The 21,729-nt window shown below is 64.8% G+C and carries 15 protein-coding genes; 11 read left to right on the plus strand and 4 right to left on the minus strand.

Going from position 1 to position 21,729, the window contains the following annotated elements; all coding sequences use genetic code 11:
• Positions 1-4: 4 nt before the first annotated feature.
• Positions 5-787 carry a 3'(2'),5'-bisphosphate nucleotidase CysQ gene (cysQ, locus tag EN852_RS05915; RefSeq protein ID WP_189545747.1) on the plus strand — a complete coding sequence of 261 codons (783 nt, stop codon included), beginning with the start codon at positions 5-7 and terminating at the stop codon, positions 785-787.
• Positions 788-981: 194 nt separating this feature from the next.
• Here cysQ and EN852_RS05920 read toward each other — a convergent pair whose 3' ends face one another.
• From EN852_RS05920 to EN852_RS05935, 4 genes are all read right to left on the minus strand, one after another.
• On the minus strand, positions 982-2,124 hold the full coding sequence (locus EN852_RS05920; protein ID WP_127875387.1) for a DegT/DnrJ/EryC1/StrS aminotransferase family protein: 1,143 nt from the start codon (positions 2,122-2,124) through the stop codon (positions 982-984).
• 249 nt (positions 2,125-2,373) lie between these two features.
• Positions 2,374-3,297 (minus strand): carbohydrate kinase, encoded by a 924-nt coding sequence (locus tag EN852_RS05925; protein WP_127875386.1) that lies wholly within the window; start codon positions 3,295-3,297, stop codon positions 2,374-2,376.
• On the minus strand, positions 3,294-3,740 hold the full coding sequence (locus EN852_RS05930) for an RbsD/FucU domain-containing protein (protein ID WP_127867134.1): 447 nt from the start codon (positions 3,738-3,740) through the stop codon (positions 3,294-3,296). Before EN852_RS05930 ends, EN852_RS05925 begins: the two co-directional genes overlap by 4 nt.
• 2 nt (positions 3,741-3,742) lie before the next feature.
• Complete coding sequence (locus EN852_RS05935; RefSeq protein WP_127867135.1) at positions 3,743-4,966, minus strand: ROK family transcriptional regulator; 1,224 nt, start codon at positions 4,964-4,966, stop codon at positions 3,743-3,745.
• A gap of 265 nt (positions 4,967-5,231) precedes the next feature.
• Between EN852_RS05935 and EN852_RS05940 the strand changes: the two genes are divergently transcribed.
• The 10 genes from EN852_RS05940 (at position 5,232) to EN852_RS05985 (ending at position 21,726) form a co-directional block, all read left to right on the plus strand.
• Complete coding sequence (locus EN852_RS05940) at positions 5,232-6,209, plus strand: sugar ABC transporter substrate-binding protein (protein WP_189401805.1); 978 nt, start codon at positions 5,232-5,234, stop codon at positions 6,207-6,209.
• A 158-nt stretch (positions 6,210-6,367) separates the two neighbouring features.
• Positions 6,368-7,432 (plus strand): ABC transporter permease, encoded by a 1,065-nt coding sequence (locus tag EN852_RS05945; protein WP_127875385.1) that lies wholly within the window; start codon positions 6,368-6,370, stop codon positions 7,430-7,432.
• A 2-nt stretch (positions 7,433-7,434) separates the two neighbouring features.
• Entirely contained in the window at positions 7,435-8,217 is a 783-nt protein-coding gene (locus EN852_RS05950; RefSeq protein WP_176480034.1) for an ATP-binding cassette domain-containing protein, read from the plus strand.
• Between the two features lie 138 nt (positions 8,218-8,355).
• Positions 8,356-10,818, plus strand: a complete 2,463-nt coding sequence (locus tag EN852_RS05955; RefSeq protein WP_127875384.1) for a glycogen/starch/alpha-glucan phosphorylase — start codon at positions 8,356-8,358, stop codon at positions 10,816-10,818.
• Positions 10,819-10,973: 155 nt separating this feature from the next.
• On the plus strand, positions 10,974-13,187 hold the full coding sequence (glgB, locus tag EN852_RS05960) for a 1,4-alpha-glucan branching protein GlgB (RefSeq protein ID WP_127875645.1): 2,214 nt from the start codon (positions 10,974-10,976) through the stop codon (positions 13,185-13,187).
• Positions 13,188-13,250: 63 nt separating this feature from the next.
• Positions 13,251-14,516: a glucose-1-phosphate adenylyltransferase gene (gene glgC / locus EN852_RS05965; RefSeq protein ID WP_112125821.1), complete on the plus strand. Its 1,266-nt coding sequence runs from the start codon at positions 13,251-13,253 to the stop codon at positions 14,514-14,516.
• Between the two features lie 109 nt (positions 14,517-14,625).
• Positions 14,626-16,071 carry a glycogen synthase GlgA gene (gene glgA, locus EN852_RS05970; protein ID WP_127875383.1) on the plus strand — a complete coding sequence of 482 codons (1,446 nt, stop codon included), beginning with the start codon at positions 14,626-14,628 and terminating at the stop codon, positions 16,069-16,071.
• Positions 16,072-16,074: 3 nt separating this feature from the next.
• Positions 16,075-17,703, plus strand: a complete 1,629-nt coding sequence (locus EN852_RS05975) for an alpha-D-glucose phosphate-specific phosphoglucomutase (RefSeq protein ID WP_127875382.1) — start codon at positions 16,075-16,077, stop codon at positions 17,701-17,703.
• A gap of 367 nt (positions 17,704-18,070) precedes the next feature.
• Positions 18,071-20,071, plus strand: coding sequence for a glycogen debranching protein GlgX (gene glgX / locus EN852_RS05980; RefSeq protein WP_127875381.1), 2,001 nt, complete (start codon positions 18,071-18,073; stop codon positions 20,069-20,071).
• Complete coding sequence (locus EN852_RS05985; RefSeq protein ID WP_189545735.1) at positions 20,068-21,726, plus strand: alpha-glucosidase family protein; 1,659 nt, start codon at positions 20,068-20,070, stop codon at positions 21,724-21,726. The genes glgX and EN852_RS05985 overlap by 4 nt, the downstream gene beginning before the upstream one ends.
• Positions 21,727-21,729: the final 3 nt, after the last annotated feature.

The following is a 21,729-nucleotide window of genomic DNA, read 5'->3' on the forward strand; positions in this document are numbered from 1 at the left end:
GGCGATGCTGGGCGTTTTCGAGCGCCTGGCGCTGGAAGCGGGGCGCGAGGTCATGCGCCTCTTCCACGAAGGCTGCGCCGTCGACAGCAAGGCCGACTCCTCGCCGGTGACGGAAGCCGATCGCGAAAGCGAGAAGATCATTCTCGCCGGCCTGCGAGCCGCCTATCCGGATATCCCATGCGTGGCCGAGGAGGAGGTGGCGGCCGGCATCGCTACGCCCGACCTCGAAGGCGCCTTCTTCCTGATCGATCCGCTCGACGGCACCAAGGAATTTGTCAACCGGCGCACCGACTTCACCGTCAACATCGCGCTGGTGCGCCATGGCGTGCCGGAAGTCGGCGTTGTCTACGCGCCGTGCACTGGGCGCTTCTTCAGCGGACGGCCTGGCAGGGCCGAGGCGCTGGAGGTCGATGCCGATTATCGCATTGCTGGCCGCCGGCCGATCACGGTGCGGGCAGGGGGCACGCCGCTCGCCGTCGTCGCCAGCCGCTCGCACAACACGCCTGAAACCGACGCCTTCATCCGCGACCTCGGTTCCGCCGAGATCGTCTCGGTCGGCTCGTCGCTGAAATTCTGCCTGCTCGCCGCGGCGGAGGCGGACGTCTATCCGCGCTTCGGCCGCACCATGGAGTGGGACACGGCGGCTGGCGACGCGGTGCTGCGCGCCGCCGGCGGCATGACGCGTACTTTGGACGGCCTGCCGCTCGTCTACGGCAAGCGCAACCAAGCGAGCGACAGCGATTTCGCGAACCCGCATTTCATTGCGACGGGGAAGAGCGCGGCCTAAAGCGTTGGCAGCCGCCAATTGTCGCGTCGTCATCCTAGGGCGGAGCAAGGAGCGTAGCGACGCGCGCAGACCCTAGGATCCATGCCGTTACGCTAAAGCATTGCAGCGGTTACAGAATTCTGCACCGTTGTGCTCCACGCCTCAGGTCACGGCATGGATCCTCGGGTCAAGCCCGAGGATGACGAAGGTGCCGTTCAAGCCGCCGCGACATGCGCCGAGTTCGAGCCGATGTAGTTGCGGATCGTCTCGATGATGCGGTCCTGGTCGGCTTCGCTGAGATAGGCGTGCATCGGCAGGCAGAGGATCTGCTTCGGCAGCGTTTCAGAGACGGCAAGGCCGGTGGGCGTGCGCGGATAGTCCTTGTAGGCCACCTGCTCATGCAGCGGCTTCACATAGTAGATCACCGACGGGATGCGTTTTTCGCCGAGATGCGCTTTCAGCCCGTCGCGCTTCGGGGTCTCGATCGCGTACTGCGCCCAAGCCGAGCGGCCGTGGCCCAGATTGCGCGACGCCTTGACGATGTCGCCGAGGCCCTTGGCGTAACGGTCAGCCACAATCTGTCTGGCGACCATCTCATCCTCGAGGATGGCGAGCTTCTCGATCAGGATCGCCGCCTGCAGCGTGTCGAGGCGCGAGTTGATGCCGATGCGGACATTGTCGTATTGCGTCTCGCCCTTGCCGTGGAAGGCAAAGGACCGCAGCTTGTCGGCCAGCGCGCCGTCATTGGTGAACATGGCGCCGCCGTCGCCGTAGCAGCCAAGGGGCTTGGCCGGATAAAAGCTGGTCGAACCGACATGGCCGAAGGCGCCGCACATGGTGCCGTCGGCCGAACCACCCATCGACTGCGCGGCGTCCTCGATCACCAGGAGGTTCTCGCGCTTGGCGATCGCCATGATCGCGTCGTAGTCGGCCGAAAGGCCGAACAGGTCGACGGGAATGATCGCCTTGGGCTTCAGCCTTCCTTCCTTCTTGATCATCTCGATCGCCGCTTCGAGGCTGGCGATGTCGATGTTGTAGCTGTCAGGGTCGACGTCGACGAAGACCGGCTCGGCCTTGGCCAGCGCCACCACCTCGGCTGTCGCGGCGAAGGTGAAGCTCGGCACGAACACCGCGTCGCCCGGGCCGATACCGGCGGCAAACAGCGGCAGGAGCAGCGCATCGGTGCCGTTGGCGCAGGCGACCACATGCTTGACGCCGATATAGGCCGCGAGCTTGTTCTCGAATTCGGTGACCTGCGGCCCGAGGATGTAACGCCCGTCTTCGACCACACGGTCGATCGCGGCCTTCAGCCGGTCGTGGATTCGTTCGCGCTGCGCGCCAAGATCGATGAACTGCATGTCGGCCTCAAAATGCCAATAAACCGGCCCGCTGGTATCAGACTTGGCGCGGCTGAGAAAGCCGGCCGGGTCCGGGGCAAATTGCTTATGTGTCGCAGCCTGTTACCGCTCTTTGCCGGCGCAATGCCCGAAGAAGCCGGAAAACCGGGCTAAAACGAGCATTTTCAATGGTTTTTATCGCGCCGTTCCCAGCTTTGGAAACATAAAGTGATCGGCTGCGGAGGCCTTTCGGCCAATCCGGACAACCGCTTACGCGATCTCGTGCCGCCAGGGCGGGTTGGCGCCGGCCCGCGAAACCGTCACCGCCGCCGCCCTGGCGCCGAGCTCCAGCGCCTTGCGGATGGCGTCTTCGGAGAGCTCGCCGATCGCCGCCTTGGTGAGCAGGCCCTGCTCATGCAGCGAGGCCAGGATGCCGGCATTGAAGGTGTCGCCGGCGCCGACCGTGTCGACCACCTTCACCTTCTGCGGCATGACCGTGACCTTGTGCGCCTTGCTGTAGCCGACGGCGCCTTCGCTGCCATGGGTGACGACGATCAGCTTCGGCCCGCGATCCAGCCAGTTGCGCACGACATCCTCATGCGAGCCCGCCTCGTCGAACCATTTGAGGTCCTCGTCCGACAGTTTGACGATGTCGGCCATCGCCATCATCTCGCGGATGCGTCTGAGATGCTTGGCCTTGTCCGGGATGAAGTTCGGCCGGATGTTCGGGTCGAGCATCATCACGCGGCTTTCGTGCTCGCGGCGCATGAATTCCTCATAGGCCGAGCCCGCCGGCTCCGAGATCAGGCTGATGGCGCCGAACAGCATCGCCTCGATCTCCGCGCCGAGCTTCGGCAGGTCCTCGATGGTCAGCATGCGCCCGGCGGTGTTCTCGTCATAGAAAGTGTAGGTCGCCTGGCCGTTGGTGAGCCGCACGAAGGCGAGCGTCGTCGGACGTGGCGAGGTGTGCGCATAGGTGGAGCTCACCTTGCTCGCGCCGAGCGCCTCGCGGAACTGGCCGCCGAACAGGTCGGAGGAGAGGCCCGAGAAGAATCCCGCCGGAGCGCCCAGCCGTCCAAGCGCGATCGCCGAATTGAACACCGCGCCGCCGACATAGGGCGCGAAGGCGGCTTCGCCTTCCGTCGTGATGCGCGGCAGCATGTCGATCAGGGCTTCGCCACAGCAAAGGATCATGTCGTCTTGGTCTCCGGCGGATGGATCACGCCCTTGCGGATGATGATGTTGGCAAAGAGCCTGGGTTCGCTGGTCGCCACGATCGCGTGCGCGGCCTTGACGCGTGCATAGAAGTCAGGCCCGGCCAGCGCAACCACCTTATGGCCCGGCGCGCGTCTGGCGCAAACCGCTTCCATCTCGCGATGCACGGGATCGGCCAGCGCCGGGTCGCCGTTGACCGAGGCGCGGAACAGCGCTTCCGGCACCGCCTCGTCCACCGGCAACACGCTGAGCACGGCGTCAAGCACCGGGATGATAGGGTGGCCATCCGCGCGGATCAGCCGGCGCGCCTGTTCCTCGGCCGGATAATTGCCGTCGACGATGGCGATCTCGTCGCCATGGCCCATGGCCCTGAGCGTCGCCAGGAACTGCGGCCCGAGCAGTGAGGGGATGCCGATCAGCATGGTCAGGCGCCCCCGGATGTGTTCGGCCCGATCAGGAAGCGCTCCGAAAGCGGCAGGCTGGCGCCGCCCAGCGCCCGCGCATGGATGCCGACGGTCCCCTCGCGCACGAAGGGCAGCTTCAGCCCCTCGGCGTCGATGCCGGAAATGGCTTGCCGGATTGCCTCGACCAGACGGCGCCGCACATCGAGCGGCATCCAGCCGTCGATCACCGCCGCTTCGAAATCGATGACGGACGAGGCCGCGACGATGGCATAGGCAAGCGCGCGCGAGGCGCTGACGATCCATTCGTCGAGCTCGGCGCCGATGTCGCCCCATTCCTGCGGCGAAGTCCACAGATAGGAGCCGTCGATGCCCTTGGCGGAAAGCGCCTTCTCCAGCATCGCGATCGAGGCGACGTCGATGAGCTGCGTCGGCTTGCCGTCCGGCCCCGGCACCGGCATCGAGCCCAACGCGCCGGCGTTGCCTTTAGGCCCGCTGTAAAGACGGCCGTTGAGAACGATGCCGCCGCCGGCAAAGGCGCCGATATAGAAATAGACGAAGTCGCGCGCCGCGCCCGCCTGGCCGAAGACAAGCTCGGCGCCGCAGGCCGAAGTCGCGTCATTCTGCAGGTAGACGGGGAACTCGCACTGCGCCTGGATGTCGGCGCGTATGTCGCGATGGCGCCATTCCTCCATCACGTCGCGCGGGGCGCCGGCCGTGTCGGCCCAGTTCCACAGTTCGAACGGCATGGCGACGCCCAGCCCGGCAATGCGCTTGTCCTGCGCCGGCGTCAGTTCGCCGCGCATCGTCCTGATGCCGGCGGTGACGAACTCGACGGTCTCGCGCGGCGCGGGATAGCGGTAGGAGTGCTGCAGCATGGCGCGCACATTGCCGAGGAAGTCGATCAGCACCAGCTCGGCGCTGCGGCGACCGATCTTGAGGCCGATGAAGAAGGCGCCTTCCGGGTTGAGCGCCATCGGGATCGAAGGCTGGCCGATCTTGCCGCGCAGCGGCGCCTGGCGGACCAGCAGCTTGTCTTCCTCGAGCTCGCGCATGATGACCGACACCGTCTGGGCCGACAGCCCGGTCATGCGCGCGATATCGGATTTGGCCAGGCTGCCGTGCTGGCGCACCAGGGACAGCACCAACCGCTCGTTGTGGTCGCGCATGCCGCTTTGGTTGGTGCCGCGATGCAGCCGGCGCTCCAAAGCCTCGGGCGAACCGTGCCTCGCAATGCCGGTCTCCACCCTGTTCCTCCCGTTTGTTTCCCCGCGATGCTTTTCGTTCAGAATGAGTGAACGACGCAAGAGTGTCAATAATAAATAAGAGTGATTTAATTATTGACAGCCGTTCTGTCCTGGTGTTTTTTGAGATGTGTCCACGCTGGGAGAAAAGGTGGACGCGCTTGAGGCGCCGGGTGGCCGGCGTCCGCAACAGTTCCATTGGGAGGAAATCGTGACCAAGAAATCACTGCTGAAGTCTACCGTGTTTGCGGCCGCCGGCTTGGGCCTGATGGCGTTCGCTTCGTCGGCATCGGCCGCCGGCGTCGGCGCCTGCCTGATCACCAAGACCGACACCAACCCGTTCTTCGTCAAGATGAAGGAAGGCGCGACCGCCAAAGCCAAGGAGCTTGGCGTCGATCTCAAGACCTATGCCGGCAAGATCGACGGTGACAGCGAAAGCCAGGTGGCGGCGATCGAAAGCTGCATCGCCGACGGCGCCAAGGGCATCCTGATCACCGCGTCCGACACCAAGGGCATCGTGCCGACGGTGAAGAAGGCGCGTGACGCTGGCCTGCTGGTGATCGCGCTCGACACGCCGCTCGATCCGATCGATGCCGCCGACGCCACCTTCGCCACCGACAACCTCGAAGCCGGCAAGCTGATCGGCGCCTGGGCCGCCGCGACGCTCGGCGACAAGGCCAAGGACGCCAAGATCGGCTTCCTCGACCTCACCCCCTCGCAGCCGACAGTCGACGTGCTGCGCGACCAGGGCTTCATGATGGGCTACGGCATCGACGTGAAGGACCCCAACAAGATCGGCGATGAGGACGATCCGCGCATCGTCGGCCATGACGTCACCAACGGCAACGAGGAAGGCGGCCGCAAGGCTATGGAAAACCTTCTCCAGAAGGACAACACCATCAACGTCATCCACACCATCAACGAGCCTGCCGCTGTCGGCGCCTATCAGGCGCTCAAGGCCGTTGGCCTCGAAAAGCAGGTGCTGATCGTTTCGGTCGACGGCGGTTGCCCGGGCGTGAAGTCGGTTACCGAAGGCGTGATCGGCGCCACCTCGCAGCAATATCCGCTGCAGATGGCCGCGCTCGGCATCGAGGCCATCGCCAAATACGCCAAGGACGGCACCAAGCCGAAGCCGACCGAGGGCAAGAACTTCTTCGATACCGGCGTCAACCTCGTGACCGACAAGCCGGCCAATGGCGTGAAGTCCATCGACACCAAGGAAGGCCTCGCCAAGTGCTGGGGCTGATGCCCGCCTAAGCGCACAAACCTTGCGGCTGGGGGCTTGATCCCCGGCCGCTTCGGGTGGACGATGCATTTTCGTAAGCGCTGATAAGCCCGGCGACAGACCGGAATGCGTAAACGCGGCACGGAGCCATGACGAAGTTCCGTGAGACGGGAGGAGATATGTCCCAGATCCAGGAATTCGAGAAGGTTCTCTCGGGCAGCGATACCAACGTCGCCGCCTTCGAGGAGCACGGCAAATCGTTTGTGAAGCGCGCCCAGCATTTCCTGCATTCAACGCCGGCGGCGGTGCCGCTGATCGTGCTGGTGCTGTCGATCATCATTTTCGGCATCGCTATCGGCGGGCGCTTCTTTTCGTCCTACACGCTGACGCTGATCCTGCAGCAGATCGCCATCGTCGGCATCTTGGGCGCCGCCCAGACGCTGGTCATCCTGACCGCCGGCATCGACCTTTCGATCGGCGTCATCATGGTGATCTCGGCCGTGATCATGGGCAACTGCGCCATCACCTACGGCATGCCGACCATTCTGGCCGTGCTGCTCGGGCTTGCCGCCGGCGCGGCCTGCGGCCTGCTCAACGGCCTGCTCGTCGCCTACATGAAGCTGCCGCCTTTCATCGTCACGCTCGGCACCTGGAACATCGTCATGGCGACGAATTTCATCTATTCGGCCAATGAGACGATCCGCGACGCCGATGTCGACGCCCAGGCGCCGCTGCTGCACTTCTTCGCGCTGAGCTTCAGGGTCGGTTCCGCGGTGTTGACGGCCGGCGTTATCGCCATGGTCCTGCTGGTCCTGCTGCTTTGGTATGTGCTGAACCACACAGCCTGGGGCCGCCACGTCTATGCCGTCGGCGACGATCAGGAGGCCGCGAAACTGTCCGGCATCCAGACCAAGAGGGTGCTGGTGACGGTCTACGTCCTTGCCGGGCTGATCGCCGCCTTCGCGGCCTGGGTCTCGATCGGCCGCAACGGCTCGATCTCGCCGTCCGCCGCGGTCACCGACTACAATCTTCAGGCCATCACCGCGACGGTGATCGGCGGCATCTCGCTCTTCGGCGGCCGCGGCTCGATCCTCGGCACGCTATTCGGCGCCATGATCGTCGGCGTCGTCTCGATGGGCCTCAATATGCTGGGCGCCGATCCGCAATGGAAAGTGTTGCTCACCGGCGTGCTGATCATCGGCGCCGTGGCGGTAGATCAATGGATCAGAAAGGTTTCGGCATAGCCATGACCCAGGACCCAATCCTCACTGCGCGCGGTCTTACCAAGCGCTATGGCCGCGTCACCGCCCTCGACAATGCCGATTTCGACCTCTATCCGGGCGAAATCCTGGCGGTGATCGGCGACAACGGTGCCGGCAAATCATCGCTGATCAAGGCGATTTCCGGCGCCGCCGTGCCCGACGAAGGTGAAATCCGGCTTGAAGGCAAGCCCGTTGCCTTCAAGTCGCCGATGGAGGCACGAGAAGCCGGCATCGAGACCGTCTACCAGAACCTGGCGCTGTCGCCGGCGCTGTCGATCGCCGACAACATGTTTCTTGGCCGCGAGATCCGCAAGCCGGGCCCACTCGGAAGCTGGTTCCGGATGCTCGATCGTCCGGCGATGGAAAAGCGCGCCCGCGACAAGCTCACCGAGCTCGGGCTGATGACCATCCAGAACATCAGCCAGGCGGTGGAGACGTTGTCCGGCGGCCAGCGCCAGGGCGTGGCGGTGGCGCGCGCCGCCGCCTTCGGCTCGAAAGTGGTGATCATGGACGAACCGACCGCTGCGCTCGGCGTCAAGGAAAGCCGCCGCGTGCTGGAGCTGATCCTCGACGTCAAGAAGCGCGGCCTGCCGATCGTGCTCATCTCGCACAACATGCCGCATGTCTTCGAGGTGGCCGATCGCATCCACATCCACCGGCTCGGGCGCCGGCTCTGCGTCGTCGACCCCAAGCAGATTTCGATGTCGGATGCCGTCGCGCTGATGACCGGCGCCAAGAAACCGCCGGAGGATGCACTGGCGGCCTGATCTCCAGGATAGGTCAATTGCAGCAGACAGCTGACGGCTCGATCACCAAATCGATTGAACGCATGCTGCAATGCGATAGGATGGGCTGGGAGGAACGGCGAAAGCCCCTATGATCAGGCCAAATGAACGAGAGGCGAAATGACATCCGCCATGACGATCGAAGTCCCTGTCCTCGACCATCCCGATCCCAAGACGCTCGCCGAAGAAGTCTTGATGTCGCTCAAATACCGGGTCGGCAAGGACACCACCGTTGCCACGCCTTATGACTGGCTGACCGCCTCGATCAAGGTGGTGCGCGACCGCATCGTCGACCACTGGATCCAGGCGACCAAGGAAGCCTACGACCAGCAGGAAAAGCGCGTCTATTACCTTTCGCTCGAATTCCTGATCGGCCGCCTGATGCGCGACGCCTTCTCCAATCTCGACTTGATGGAGAACATGCGCGAGGCGCTGTCCTCGCTCGGCGTCGATCTTGACCTGATCGCCGGCCTCGAGCCCGACGCGGCGCTCGGCAATGGCGGCCTCGGCCGTCTCGCCGCCTGCTTCATGGAAAGCATGGCGACCGTCGACATCCCCGCCCATGGCTATGGTATCCGCTACGCCAACGGCATGTTCCGCCAGGAAATCCAGGGTGGCTGGCAGGTCGAGTTGCCGGAGACCTGGCTCGACCACGGCAATCCCTGGGAGTTCGAGCGGCGCGAACGCTCCTTCGAGGTCGGCTTCGGCGGCTCGGTGGAATCGATCACCGCGAAGGACGGCCGGCTCGAGCGCCATGTCTGGAAGCCGACCGAGCACGTGCTTGCCGTCGCCTATGACACGCCGGTGGCCGGCTGGCGCGCCAGGCGCGTCAACACGCTGAGGCTCTGGTCCGGCATGCCGATCGACCCGATCCTGCTCGACAAGTTCAATGCCGGCGACCACATCGGCGCGCTGGCCGAGAGCAACAAGGCCGACGCGCTGTCGCGCGTGCTCTATCCGGCCGATTCCCACATGGCCGGCCAGGAGCTGAGGCTCAGGCAGGAGTATTTCTTCTCCACCGCTTCGCTGCAGGACATCGTCCAGCGGCATTTGAGCCAGTATGGCGACCTGAAGTCCTTGCCTGACAAGGCGGCGATCCATCTCAACGACACCCATCCCGCGGTCGCCGTGCCGGAGCTGATGCGGCTGCTGATGGACGTCCATGGCATGGATTTCGACCTGGCCTGGGACATCACCAAGCGCACCTTCGGCTACACCAACCACACGCTGTTGCCCGAGGCGCTGGAAAGCTGGCCGGTGCCACTGTTCGAACGGCTTTTGCCGCGCCACATGCAGATCGTCTACGCCATCAATGCGCAGGTTCTGCTGGAGGCGCGGGCCACCGGAAAATTCTCGGGCGAGCAGATCGCACGGATTTCGCTGATCCAGGAAAATGGTGACCGCCGCGTGCGCATGGGCAACCTGGCCTTTGTCGGCTCGCATTCGATCAACGGCGTCTCGGCGCTGCACACCGAGCTGATGAAGGAGACGGTGTTCGCCGATCTCCACAAGCTCTATCCCGACCGCATCAACAACAAGACCAACGGCATCACGCCCCGCCGCTGGCTGATCCAGTGCAATCCGGGGCTGACCTCGCTTGCCCGCGAGGCGATCGGCGACCGCTTCATGGACGACATCGAGAAGATCAAGGGCCTCGATCCGCTCGCCGACGACGCGGCCTTCCGCGAAAAGTTCGCCGCCGTGAAGCGGCAGAACAAGGCGCGGCTCGCCAACCTTGTTGCCGACCGGCTGGGCATCAGGCTCGACCCGTCGGCCCTGTTCGACATCCAGGTCAAGCGCATCCACGAATACAAGCGCCAATTGCTCAATATCCTGGAAGCGATCGCGCTTTACGACCAGATCCGCTCGCATCCCGAGCGGGACTGGATGCCGCGCGTGAAATTCTTCGGCGGCAAGGCGGCGCCGAGCTACCACAACGCGAAGCTGATCATCAAACTGGCCAACGACGTCGCGAAAGTCATCAACGGCGATCCGTCGGTGCGCGGCCTGCTGAAAGTCGTCTTCGTGCCGAACTACAATGTCAGTCTGGCCGAGGTGATGATGCCGGCCGCCGACCTTTCGGAGCAGATCTCGACCGCCGGCATGGAAGCGTCCGGCACCGGCAACATGAAGTTCGCGCTGAACGGCGCGCTGACCATTGGCACGCTCGACGGCGCCAATGTCGAGATCAAGGAACACGTTGGCGACGACAACATCTTCATCTTCGGCCTCACCACGGCCGAAGTCGCCGAGCGACGCAACAACGGCTACAATCCGCGCGAAGTGATCGAGGCCTCGCCGGAACTGTCACAGGCGGTGTCCGCCATCTCCTCCGGCGTCTTCTCGCCCGACGATCCGGGCCGCTACCGCGACTTGATGAACGGCCTCTACCAGAGCGACTGGTTCATGGTGGCGGCCGACTTCGATTCCTACGCCGCCTGCCAGCGCGAGGTCGACGCCGTCTGGCGCAACAGCCCCGACTGGTACGCGCGCGCCATCCGCAACGTCGCCCGCGTCGGCTGGTTCTCGTCCGATCGCACCATCCGCCAATATGCGAAAGACATCTGGAACGTGCCCGTCTGATATGATTGCATGAGCCACATGAAGTGTGGCCCCGGTGCATGCCGCCCAAAAGTGCAGAGCGGTTTTGGGATCACGGCATGCACCAAGACAAAGAACAGCGCATGCCGCACCAAGGCATGCGCCAGAACAAGATGCCCGGGGAGGGCGACCGCTTGATGAGGAAGCCGCGCGCGACCGCTGCGACAAGCGGGCCGGACGGACTGGCGCCAGCCGGAGATGTCGCGGCGATTGTCGCCGGAACGCATGGCAATCCTTTCGCGGTTCTGGGCGTGCATGAGGCCGGCAAGGGCTTCGTCGCCCGCTGCTTCGTGCCCAACGCCGAATCCGTCACCGCCTACACGCTGACCGGCAAGGAGGCCGGCGAGCTGTCGCGCCGCGACGATGCCGGTTTCTTCGAGGGCAAGGTCTCCATCCGCAAGCGCCAGCCGCTGCGCTATCATGCCAGGAATGCCGGCGGCGACTGGTGGCTGACCGATCCCTATTCCTTCGGCCCGGTGCTGGGACCGATGGACGATTACTACATGGCCGAGGGTTCGCACTTACGGCTATTCGACAAGCTCGGTGCCCACATCATCGACCATGAAGGCGCCACCGGCGTGCATTTCGCGGTCTGGGCGCCCAATGCCAGGCGGGTCTCCGTGGTCGGGACCTTCAACGACTGGGATGGCCGCCGCCATACCATGCGCGACCGCAAGGACACCGGCATCTGGGAGCTGTTCATTCCCGATATCGGCGCGGGCCAGCCCTACAAGTTTGAGATCATCGCGCCCGACGGCGTGCGCCTGCCGCTTAAGGCCGACCCGTTCGCCTTCGAATCGGAACTGCGCCCGGCGACCGCCTCGGTGACGGCGCCGCCGATGGCGCATCAATGGGGCGACGAGGCGCATCGCGGCTACTGGCGCAAGGCCGATCCCCGGCGCGAAGCGATCTCGATCTACGAGGTCCATGCCGGCTCCTGGCAGCGCCGCGACGACGGCACGTTCCTCTCCTGGGACGAGCTAGCCGCGCGGCTGATCCCTTATGCGGTCGACACCGGCTTCACCCATATCGAGTTCCTGCCGATCTCGGAGCATCCTTACGACCCGTCCTGGGGCTACCAGACCACCGGCCTTTACGCGCCGACGGCGCGCTTCGGCGACCCTGACGGCTTCGCCCGTTTTGTCGACGGCGCGCACCGCGCCGGCATCGGGGTCATCCTCGACTGGGTGCCGGCGCATTTCCCGGTCGACGAGCATGGGCTGGTGAAGTTCGACGGCACCGCGCTCTACGAGCATGCCGATCCGCGCCAGGGTTTCCATCCCGACTGGAACACCGCGATCTACAATTTCGGCCGCCGCGAGGTGGTATCGTTCCTCGTCAACAACGCGCTGTTCTGGGCCGAGAAATACCATGTCGACGGATTGCGCGTCGACGCGGTCGCCTCGATGCTCTACCTCGATTATTCGCGCAAGGCGGGCGAATGGATCCCCAATGAGAAGGGCGGGCGCGAGAACCTGCAGGCCGTCAGCTTCCTGCAGAAGATGAACAAGGAGCTTTACGGCCACCACCCCGGCGTGATGACGATCGCCGAGGAATCGACCTCATGGCCGAAAGTGTCGCGTCCCGTGCATGAGGGCGGGCTCGGCTTCGGCTTCAAGTGGAACATGGGCTTCATGCATGACACGCTGGAGTACCTTTCCAAGGAGCCGATCTTCCGCAAGCACCACCACAATGACATCACCTTCGGCCTGATTTACGCTTTCTCGGAAAACTTCGTGCTGCCGCTCTCGCACGACGAGGTCGTGCATGGCAAAGGCACGCTGCTCAACAAGATGGCCGGCGACGACTGGCAGAAGTTCGCGACGCTGCGCGCCTATTATGCCTTCATGTGGGGCTATCCCGGCAAGAAGCTCCTATTCATGGGCCAGGAATTCGCCCAGCGCCGCGAGTGGAGCGAGGAACGCGCGCTCGACTGGAACCTGCTCGAATTCGCGCCGCATCGCGGCGTCTGGCAGACGGTGCGCGACCTGAACTATCTCTACCGTTCGCGCCCGGCGCTGCACGCGCGCGACTGCGAGCCGGAAGGCTTTTCCTGGCTGATCGTCGACGATCGCGACAATTCGGTCTTCGCATGGCTGCGCAGCGCGCCGGACGGCAACCCGATCGCCGTCATCTCCAATTTCACGCCGGTGCCGCGCGAAAACTATCGCGTGCCGCTGCCGAGGGCGGGAAAGTGGCGCGAGATCATCAATACGGATGCCGCCGACTATGGCGGCTCCGGCATGGGCAATGGCGGCGCGGTCAAGGCGAGCGGGGAAGGGGGCGGCGTATCGGCGACGATGCTTCTGCCGCCGCTCTCGACGATCATGCTGGAATTCGTCACGGATTGAAGCAGATGATGTGTCATCCTGCTCTTGCAACGATCCGGGCAGCTTAATTGGGAGGGTAACAAAATGGCAGAACTCAAAAGAACCCAGCCGCTGGCGCGCGACGCCATGGCCTATGTCCTGGCCGGCGGCCGCGGCAGCCGCCTCAAGGAGCTGACCGACCGGCGCGCCAAACCCGCCGTCTATTTCGGCGGCAAGACGCGCATCATCGATTTCGCGCTCTCCAACGCGCTGAACTCCGGCATCCGCCGCCTCGGCGTCGCCACCCAGTACAAGGCGCATTCGCTGATCCGCCATCTGCAGCGCGGCTGGAACTTCCTGCGGCCTGAGCGAAACGAAAGCTTCGACATCCTGCCGGCATCGCAGCGCGTTTCGGAAACGCAGTGGTACGAAGGCACGGCCGACGCCGTCTACCAGAACATCGACATCATCGAGGCCTATGGGCCGGAATACATGGTCATCCTCGCCGGCGACCACATCTACAAGATGGACTACGAGCTGATGCTGCGCCAGCATGTCGATGCCGGCGCCGACGTCACCGTCGGTTGCCTGGAAGTGCCGCGCATGGAAGCGACAGGCTTCGGCGTCATGCATGTCGATGCCAAGGACAACATCATCGCTTTCGTCGAAAAGCCGGCCGATCCGCCCGGCATCCCCGACAAGCCGGAATTCGCGCTCGCCTCGATGGGCATCTATGTCTTCAAGACCAAGTTCCTGATGGAGCAGCTGCGCCGCGACGCAGCCGAACCCGGCTCCAGCCGCGACTTCGGCAAGGACATCATCCCCTATATCGTGCAGCACGGTAAGGCGATCGCGCATCGCTTCGCCAAGTCCTGCGTGCGCTCCTCGCATGAGTCCGAGCCCTACTGGCGCGACGTCGGAACCGTCGATGCCTATTGGGAAGCCAATATCGACCTCACCGACGTCACGCCCGAGCTTGACCTTTACGACCGCGACTGGCCGATCTGGACCTATGCGGAATTGAAGCCGCCGGCAAAGTTCGTGCATGACGAGGACGGCCGCCGCGGCGAGGCGATCTCCTCGCTGGTCTCCGGCGACTGCATCGTCTCCGGCGCCTCGCTGCGCCGCAGCCTGATCTTCACCGGCGCGCGCATCAATTCCTACTCCAAGCTCGAGGAGGTGGTGATGCTGCCCGACGTGACTGTCGGCCGCAACGCGCGCCTCAAGCGCGTCGTCATCGACCATGGCGTGCAGATCCCGGAAGGACTGGTGGTCGGCGAGGATCCGGCGCTCGACGCCAAGCGCTTCCGTGTTTCGGAGAAGGGCATCTGCCTGATCACGCAGGATATGATCAACAAGTTGTCGACCTGATAAGGTTGATCAGCAAGCCGACGACTTGCCGATCAACCCTATCCGGTTGACGGCTTGATCAACAGATTGTCACTTTGACCTGTCACGTTGAAATCGGAATGTGGAGCGCATGCAGGTTCTGTCGGTCACGCCCGAAATCTTCCCGCTGATCAAGACCGGTGGTCTCGCCGACGTGACCGGCGCCTTGCCGATCGCGCTGGCCGGGAAGGGCGTGGCGATGCGCACGCTCGTTCCCGGCTATCCCGTGGTGATGGCGGCCTTCGCCAAGAAGAAACCCGTCTATCAGTACCCGCTGCTGCAAGGTGGCAAGGCCTCGGTCCATGCCGTCAAGATCGGCGATCTCGACCTCTTCGTGTTGGACGCGCCGCATCTCTTCGATCGTCAGGGCGGCCCCTACGGCACGGCATCCGGGGCCGACTGGCCGGACAACTGGCGTCGCTTCGCGGCGCTGAGCCAGGTCGGCGGCGATATTGCCGGGGGCGCCGTCTCCGGCTACCAGCCCGACCTCGTGCACGCCCATGACTGGCAGTCGGCGATGACGCTGGCCTATATGCGCTACGGCAAGGCAGTCGGCGTGCCGTCGCTGATCACCGTTCACAACCTTGCCTTCCAGGGCCAGTTCGGCGCCGGCATCTTCGGCGAGCTCGGCCTGCCGGGCGTGGCGATGCAGCTCGACGGCGTCGAATATTATGGCGGCGTCGGCTATCTGAAGGCCGGCCTCCAGGCCGCCTGGGCGATCACCACGGTGAGCCCGACCTATGCGCAGGAAATCCGCTCGCCGGAATTCGGCATGGGCCTCGACGGCCTGATCAACATGCGCGCCACCGACCTCTACGGCATCGTCAATGGCATCGATGTCGACATCTGGAATCCTCAGACCGACAAGCATCTGGTCGCCAAATACTCTGCGGCGACTCTCGAAGCCCGCGCCAAGAACCGCAAGGCGGTCGAGGACCGTTTCGGCCTGGCGGCGGACGGCAGCCCGATCGTCTGCGTCGTCAGCCGGCTGACCTGGCAGAAGGGCATGGACATCCTGGCCGCGGTCGTCGACGGCATCGTCGCCGCCGGCGCGCGCCTCGCCATTCTGGGCTCCGGCGACGCCGGCCTCGAAGGCACGCTGCTTGCCGCCGCGGCTCGCCATCGCGGCCGTGTCGGCGTCGTCGTGGGTTACGACGAGGGGCTTTCGCATGTCATGCAGGGCGGCTGCGACGCCATCATCATCCCGTCGCGCTTCGAACCCTGCGGGCTGACCCAGCTCTACGGCCTGCGCTATGGCTGCGTGCCGGTCGTCGCCCGCACTGGCGGTTTGGCCGACACCATCATCGACGCCAATGAAGCAGCGTTGTCGGCCGGCGTCGCCACCGGTTTCCAATTCGCGCCCAACAATGGCGGCGCAATGCTGCATGCCATCCAGCGGCTGGTCGAGCAGCACGCGCGGCCGGCCACCTGGGCCTCGATCCAGCGCCAGGGCATGAAGGCCGATGTCTCCTGGGACAAGAGCGCCGAAAAATACGTAGAACTCTATCGCTTGCTGCTTTCGAAAAGGGCTGCCTGAGGCATGATAAAAACCGTCCCCACCAAACCCTATACCGACCAGAAGCCCGGCACCTCCGGCCTGCGCAAGAAGGTGCCGGTGTTCCAGCAGGAGCACTATGCCGAGAACTTCATCCAGTCGATCTTCGACGCGCTGGACGGTTTTCAGGGCAAGACGCTGGTGATCGGCGGCGACGGCCGCTTCTACAACCGCGAGGTCATCCAGAAGGCCATCGCCATTGCCGCCGGCAACGGCTTCGGCAAGGTGATGGTCGGCCAGGGTGGCATCCTCTCGACGCCGGCCGCCTCCAACGTCATCCGCAAATACAAGACCTTCGGCGGCATCATCCTGTCGGCCAGCCACAATCCCGGCGGCCCGCATGAGGATTTCGGCATCAAGTACAATGCCGGCAATGGCGGCCCGGCGCCCGAAAAGATCACCGACGCGATCTTCGCCAGGTCGAAGGAGATCAAGAGCTTCAAGATCGCCGATATCGGCGAGATCGACATCGACACGGTTGGCACGGTCAAGGCCGGCGACATGACGGTCGAAATCATCGATCCGGTCAAGGATTATGCCGAATTGATGGAAAGCCTGTTCGACTTCGATGCGCTAAAGAAGCTCTTCAAGTCGGGTTTCCGCATGCGCTTCGACGCCATGCACGCGGTGACCGGTCCCTATGCCAAGGAGATTCTGGAACGCCGGCTCGGCGCGCCGGACGGCACCTGCCGCAACTTCAAGCCGCTGCCGGACTTCGGCGGTCATCATCCCGATCCGAACCTGGTGCATGCCAAGCATCTCTATGACGAGATGATGGGGCCCGACGCGCCCGACTTCGGCGCGGCCTCGGACGGCGACGGGGACCGCAATCTGATCATCGGCAGGGGCATCTTCGTCACCCCGTCGGATTCGGTGGCGATGCTCGCCGCCAATGCCAAACTGGCGCCGGGCTACAAGCAGGGCCTGAAGGGCATTGCCCGCTCGATGCCGACCAGCGGCGCCGCCGATCGCGTCGCCGAAAAGCTTGGCATCGGCATCTACGAGACGCCGACCGGCTGGAAGTTCTTCGGCAACCTGCTCGACGCCGGCATGGCGACGATCTGCGGCGAGGAAAGCGCCGGCACCGGCTCCAACCATGTGCGCGAGAAGGACGGGCTGTGGGCGGTGCTTCTGTGGCTCAACATCCTCGCCGCGCGCGGCGAGAGCTGCAGGCAGATCGTCACCGAGCACTGGGCGACCTACGGCCGCAACTACTATTCGCGCCACGACTATGAAGAGGTCGAGAGCGACCGCGCCAACGCGCTGGTGGATGAACTGCGCGCCAAGCTCGGTTCACTCCCCGGTACGAGTGTGCGCGGCCTGAAAATCGCCAAGGCCGACGATTTTGCCTATCACGATCCGGTCGACGGCTCGGTGAGCAAGAACCAGGGCATCCGGATTTTGTTCGAAGGCGGCTCGCGCGTCGTGCTGCGCCTTTCCGGCACCGGCACCTCGGGAGCGACGCTGCGCGTCTATATCGAGCGCTACGAACCGGACAAGGCCAGGCACGATCTCGACACTCAGGAAGCGCTGGCCGACTTGATCGCCGCCGCCGACGACATCGCCGGCATCAAGAGCCATACCGGCCGCAACAAGCCGAGCGTGATTACTTGAGGGGGGTAGCAGGCTCCTTTCCTTCCCCCCTTGTGGGGGAAGGTGGATCGGCGCGTAGCGCCGAGACTGATGAGGGGTGTTGGCCGGATCGCCGGCTTTGGCGATTGGCCGAAATGTCCATCGCTTCGTCATCCACGGGCGGAGCAAGGAGCGAAGCGACGCGGCGCAGACCCGAGGATCCATGCCGTGACTTCAAGGCGTTGCGGCGGTTCAGAATTCTGCTCCGCTGCGTCCCATGCTTGAGGTCACGGCATGGATTCCAGGGCCTCCGCGACGGATCTCCGCTCCTGCTTCGCCCTGGAATGACGACGTCGCGGAGGCTCAAGCCAATCTCCAGCGTCTACGGCACGTCATGAGGTTGGCAAGCGTGAGCAATCTGGGCGCCACCATCACCGCCGAAGGCATCCGCTTTGCCGCCTGGTCCCCATCGGCGCGGCGCCTCTGGGTCTCGCTTTTCGATGGCAGCGGCAACCGCGAGATCGACCGGCTGGAGCTGAAGCCGGAAGGCGAGGGCGTGCATGCGCTCCTTGTCCCCGGCCTCGGCGACGGCATCCGTTACGGCTTTCGCGCCGACGGCGACTATGCGCCGGAGCACGGCCTGTGGTTCGACCCGAACAAGCTGCTCACCGATCCCTACGCCATAGAAATCGACCGGCCATATCAATATCACTGGCGTCTCGCCGCCAAACGCAACGAAGGCGCAGACACCGCATCCCTGATGCCCAAGGCAATCGTGGTGGCGCCGCCCGAGGCCGTGGCGCCTTTGCCACCCCTCTTCAAGCCCGGCGGCCTGATCTACGAACTGAATGTCCGCTCCTTCACCAAGCTCCATCCCGACATTCCGGAAGCGCAGCGCGGCACTATCGCGGCGCTCGCCCACCCCGCCATCATCGAGCACCTGAAGCGTCTCGGCGTCTCGGCCGTCGAGCTGATGCCGGTCACCGCGTCGATCGACGAGCGGCATCTGCCGCCGCTGGGCCTCAGCAACGCCTGGGGCTACAACCCCGTCACCTTCATGGCGCTCGACCCGCGCCTGGCGCCAGGCGGTCTCAAGGAATTGCGCGACACCGTCGCCGCGCTCCGCGAGGCAGGCATCGGCACCATCCTCGACCTCGTCTTCAACCATACCGGCGAGAGCGACCGGCTCGGGCCGACGCTGTCGCTGCGCGGGCTCGATGCGCTGGCCTATTACCGGCATCAGCCGGACGGCCGGCTGGTCAACGACACCGGCACCGGCAACACCATCGCCTGCGACCATCCGGTGGTGCGCGAGATGGTGCTCGACACGCTGCGCCACTTCGTCCGCTTCGCCGGCGTCGACGGCTTCCGTTTCGATCTGGCGCCGGTGCTCGGCCGCGTCGACGGCGCCTTCGATCCGGACGCGCTGCTGCTTCAGGCCATTGCCGGCGATCCCGTGCTTGCCGACCGCGTGCGCATCGCCGAGCCCTGGGATATCGGCCCGAACGGCTACCAGCTCGGCAATTTCCGCCCGCCCTACCTGGAATGGAACGACCGCTACCGCGACGATGTCAGGCGCTTCTGGCGCGGCGATGCCGGCGCGATCGGCGCCTTGGCCACCCGTCTTGCCGGCTCGTCGGACGTGTTCGGCAGGGAAGGCCGGCCGACGAGCCGTAGTGTGAACTTCATCGCCGCGCATGACGGCATGACGCTGGCGGACATCGTTGCCTATGAGCGCAAGCACAACGAGGCCAATGGCGAGCAGAACCGCGATGGCCATAACGACAATCTGTCCTGGAACAACGGCGCCGAGGGCGAGACGGACGACGAGGCGATCGCCAACGCCCGTTCCAGCGACCGGCGAGCGATGCTCGCCACGCTTTTCGCCTCGCGCGGCACCATCATGCTGACCGCTGGCGACGAGTTCGGCCGCACGCAGAAGGGCAACAACAACGCCTATGCGCAGGACAACGCCATCACCTGGCTCGACTGGGCCGGCCGCGATCACGCGCTGGAGCAATACGCATCGTCGCTTGCCGCGCTGCGCCGCGCCTTCCCGGTGCTGGGGGATACGCAGTTGCTGACCGGCGCGCCCGCCGGCGGGTCGGAGATCCCCGATGTGTCCTGGCTCACCGAGACCGGCGTGCCGCTCGGCGAGGCCGACTGGAACGATGCCGGCCGACATCGCCTCGTCATGCTGCTCGGCGATAGCGAGGGCGAGCGCCTGGCGGTCATGATCAATGGCGATCGCCGGCAATGCGTCTTCACCTTGCCCCTGCGGGAAGGCTTCGAGTGGCTCCCGGCGGTCGAGACGCAGCCGGTCGATCTGGCGAGGCCGCTACCCGGTCGAAGCGTCGGTTTCATGATCGAGCGGCGTGCCGCTGGATCGCGCAACAGGAAAGGCTCATGATGGCTGGCGACAATTCCGGGCAAGGGAGCGAATGGTGGCGCGGCTGCGTCATCTACCAGGTCTATCCGCGCTCCTTCCAGGATACGACCGGCGACGGCAGCGGTGACCTCAAGGGCATCACCGCGCGGCTCGCCCATATCGCTTCGCTCGGCGCCGACGCGGTCTGGCTCTCGCCCTTCTTCAAGTCGCCGATGGCCGACATGGGTTATGACGTATCCGACTACCGCGACGTCGATCCGATGTTCGGCACGTTGGAGGATTTCGACGCGCTCATCGCCGAGGCGCATCGGCTCGGCCTGAAGCTCATCATCGACCAGGTGATCTCGCACTCTTCCGACAAGCACGAATGGTTCGTCGAAAGCCGCGCCAGCCGCGACAATGCCAAGGCCGACTGGTACGTCTGGGCCGATGCGAAGCCGGACGGCAGCGCGCCCAACAATTGGCAATCGCTGTTCGGCGGCCCCGCCTGGGAGTGGGACGCCACCCGCCGGCAGTACTACATGCACAACTTCCTGGCCGCCCAGCCCGACTTGAATTTTCACAATCCGGAGGTCCAGGATGCGCTGCTCGACACGGTGCGCTTCTGGCTGGAGCGCGGCGTCGACGGCTTCCGGCTCGACACCGTCAACTACTATGTCCACGACCGCTGGCTGCGCGACAACCCGCCCTTGGCGTCAAGCGTCGCCGGCACCAACGGCGCCACCAGCACCTACGCGTTCCAGGAGCATCTTTTCGACAAGACGCGTCCGGAGAACCTCGACTTCCTGAAACGCTTCCGCGCGCTGCTCGACGAGTATCCGGACCGCGCCGCGGTCGGCGAGGTGGGCGACGAGGAGCGTTCGCTGCAGACGCTCGCCGCCTATGTCTCCGGCGGCGACAAATTGCAGATGTGCTACACGTTCGATCTGCTCAGCCCGCAATTTTCCGCCGCTCATGTGCGCGGCTGCGTAGAGGCGTTCGAGACAACCGCGCCGGACGGCTGGGTCTGCTGGGCCTTCTCCAACCATGACGTCATGCGCCACGTCAGCCGCTGGACACGCCCCGGCGAGAACCCGGACGCGATGGCCAAATTCTCGATCGCGCTGCTGTCATGCCTGCGCGGCTCGATCTGCCTCTACCAGGGCGAGGAACTGGGGCTGGAGGAAGCCGAGCTCGCCTATGAGGATCTGCGCGATCCCGTCGGCATCCGCTTCTGGCCGGGCGTGAAGGGCAGGGACGGCTGCCGCACGCCGATGGTCTGGCAGGCAGAGGCGGAAAATGCCGGCTTCTCGACGGCCAAGCCCTGGCTGCCGGTGCCGCTGGCGCATCGCGGCCGCGCGGTCGACATTCAGGATGGCGAGGGCGGTTCCGTGCTCGCGGCCTACCGTTCGATCCTTGCCCTGCGCAGGCGTCATCCGGCGCTGATCGCCGGCTCGATCCGTTTTCTCGAGGCCGAGGGCGATGTGCTGGCCTTCATCCGCAAGCAGGAGGACGAGAGATTGCTGTGCGTCTTCAACTTCGCCGCGGAACCGGCGAGCTGGGTGCTGCCGGCCGAGATCGGGGACGCCGAGATAACGCCTCTTGCCGCTGATGTCGCCGGCGTTCTTGGCGGCGTTGTCGAGGAGAGCGCGCTGGCGTTGCCGCCCCTGGGCAGTTTCGTCGGAAGGATTGGCTGATAG

Source organism: Mesorhizobium sp. M2E.F.Ca.ET.209.01.1.1, from assembly GCF_004010375.2.
Lineage (GTDB): Bacteria > Pseudomonadota > Alphaproteobacteria > Rhizobiales > Rhizobiaceae > Mesorhizobium.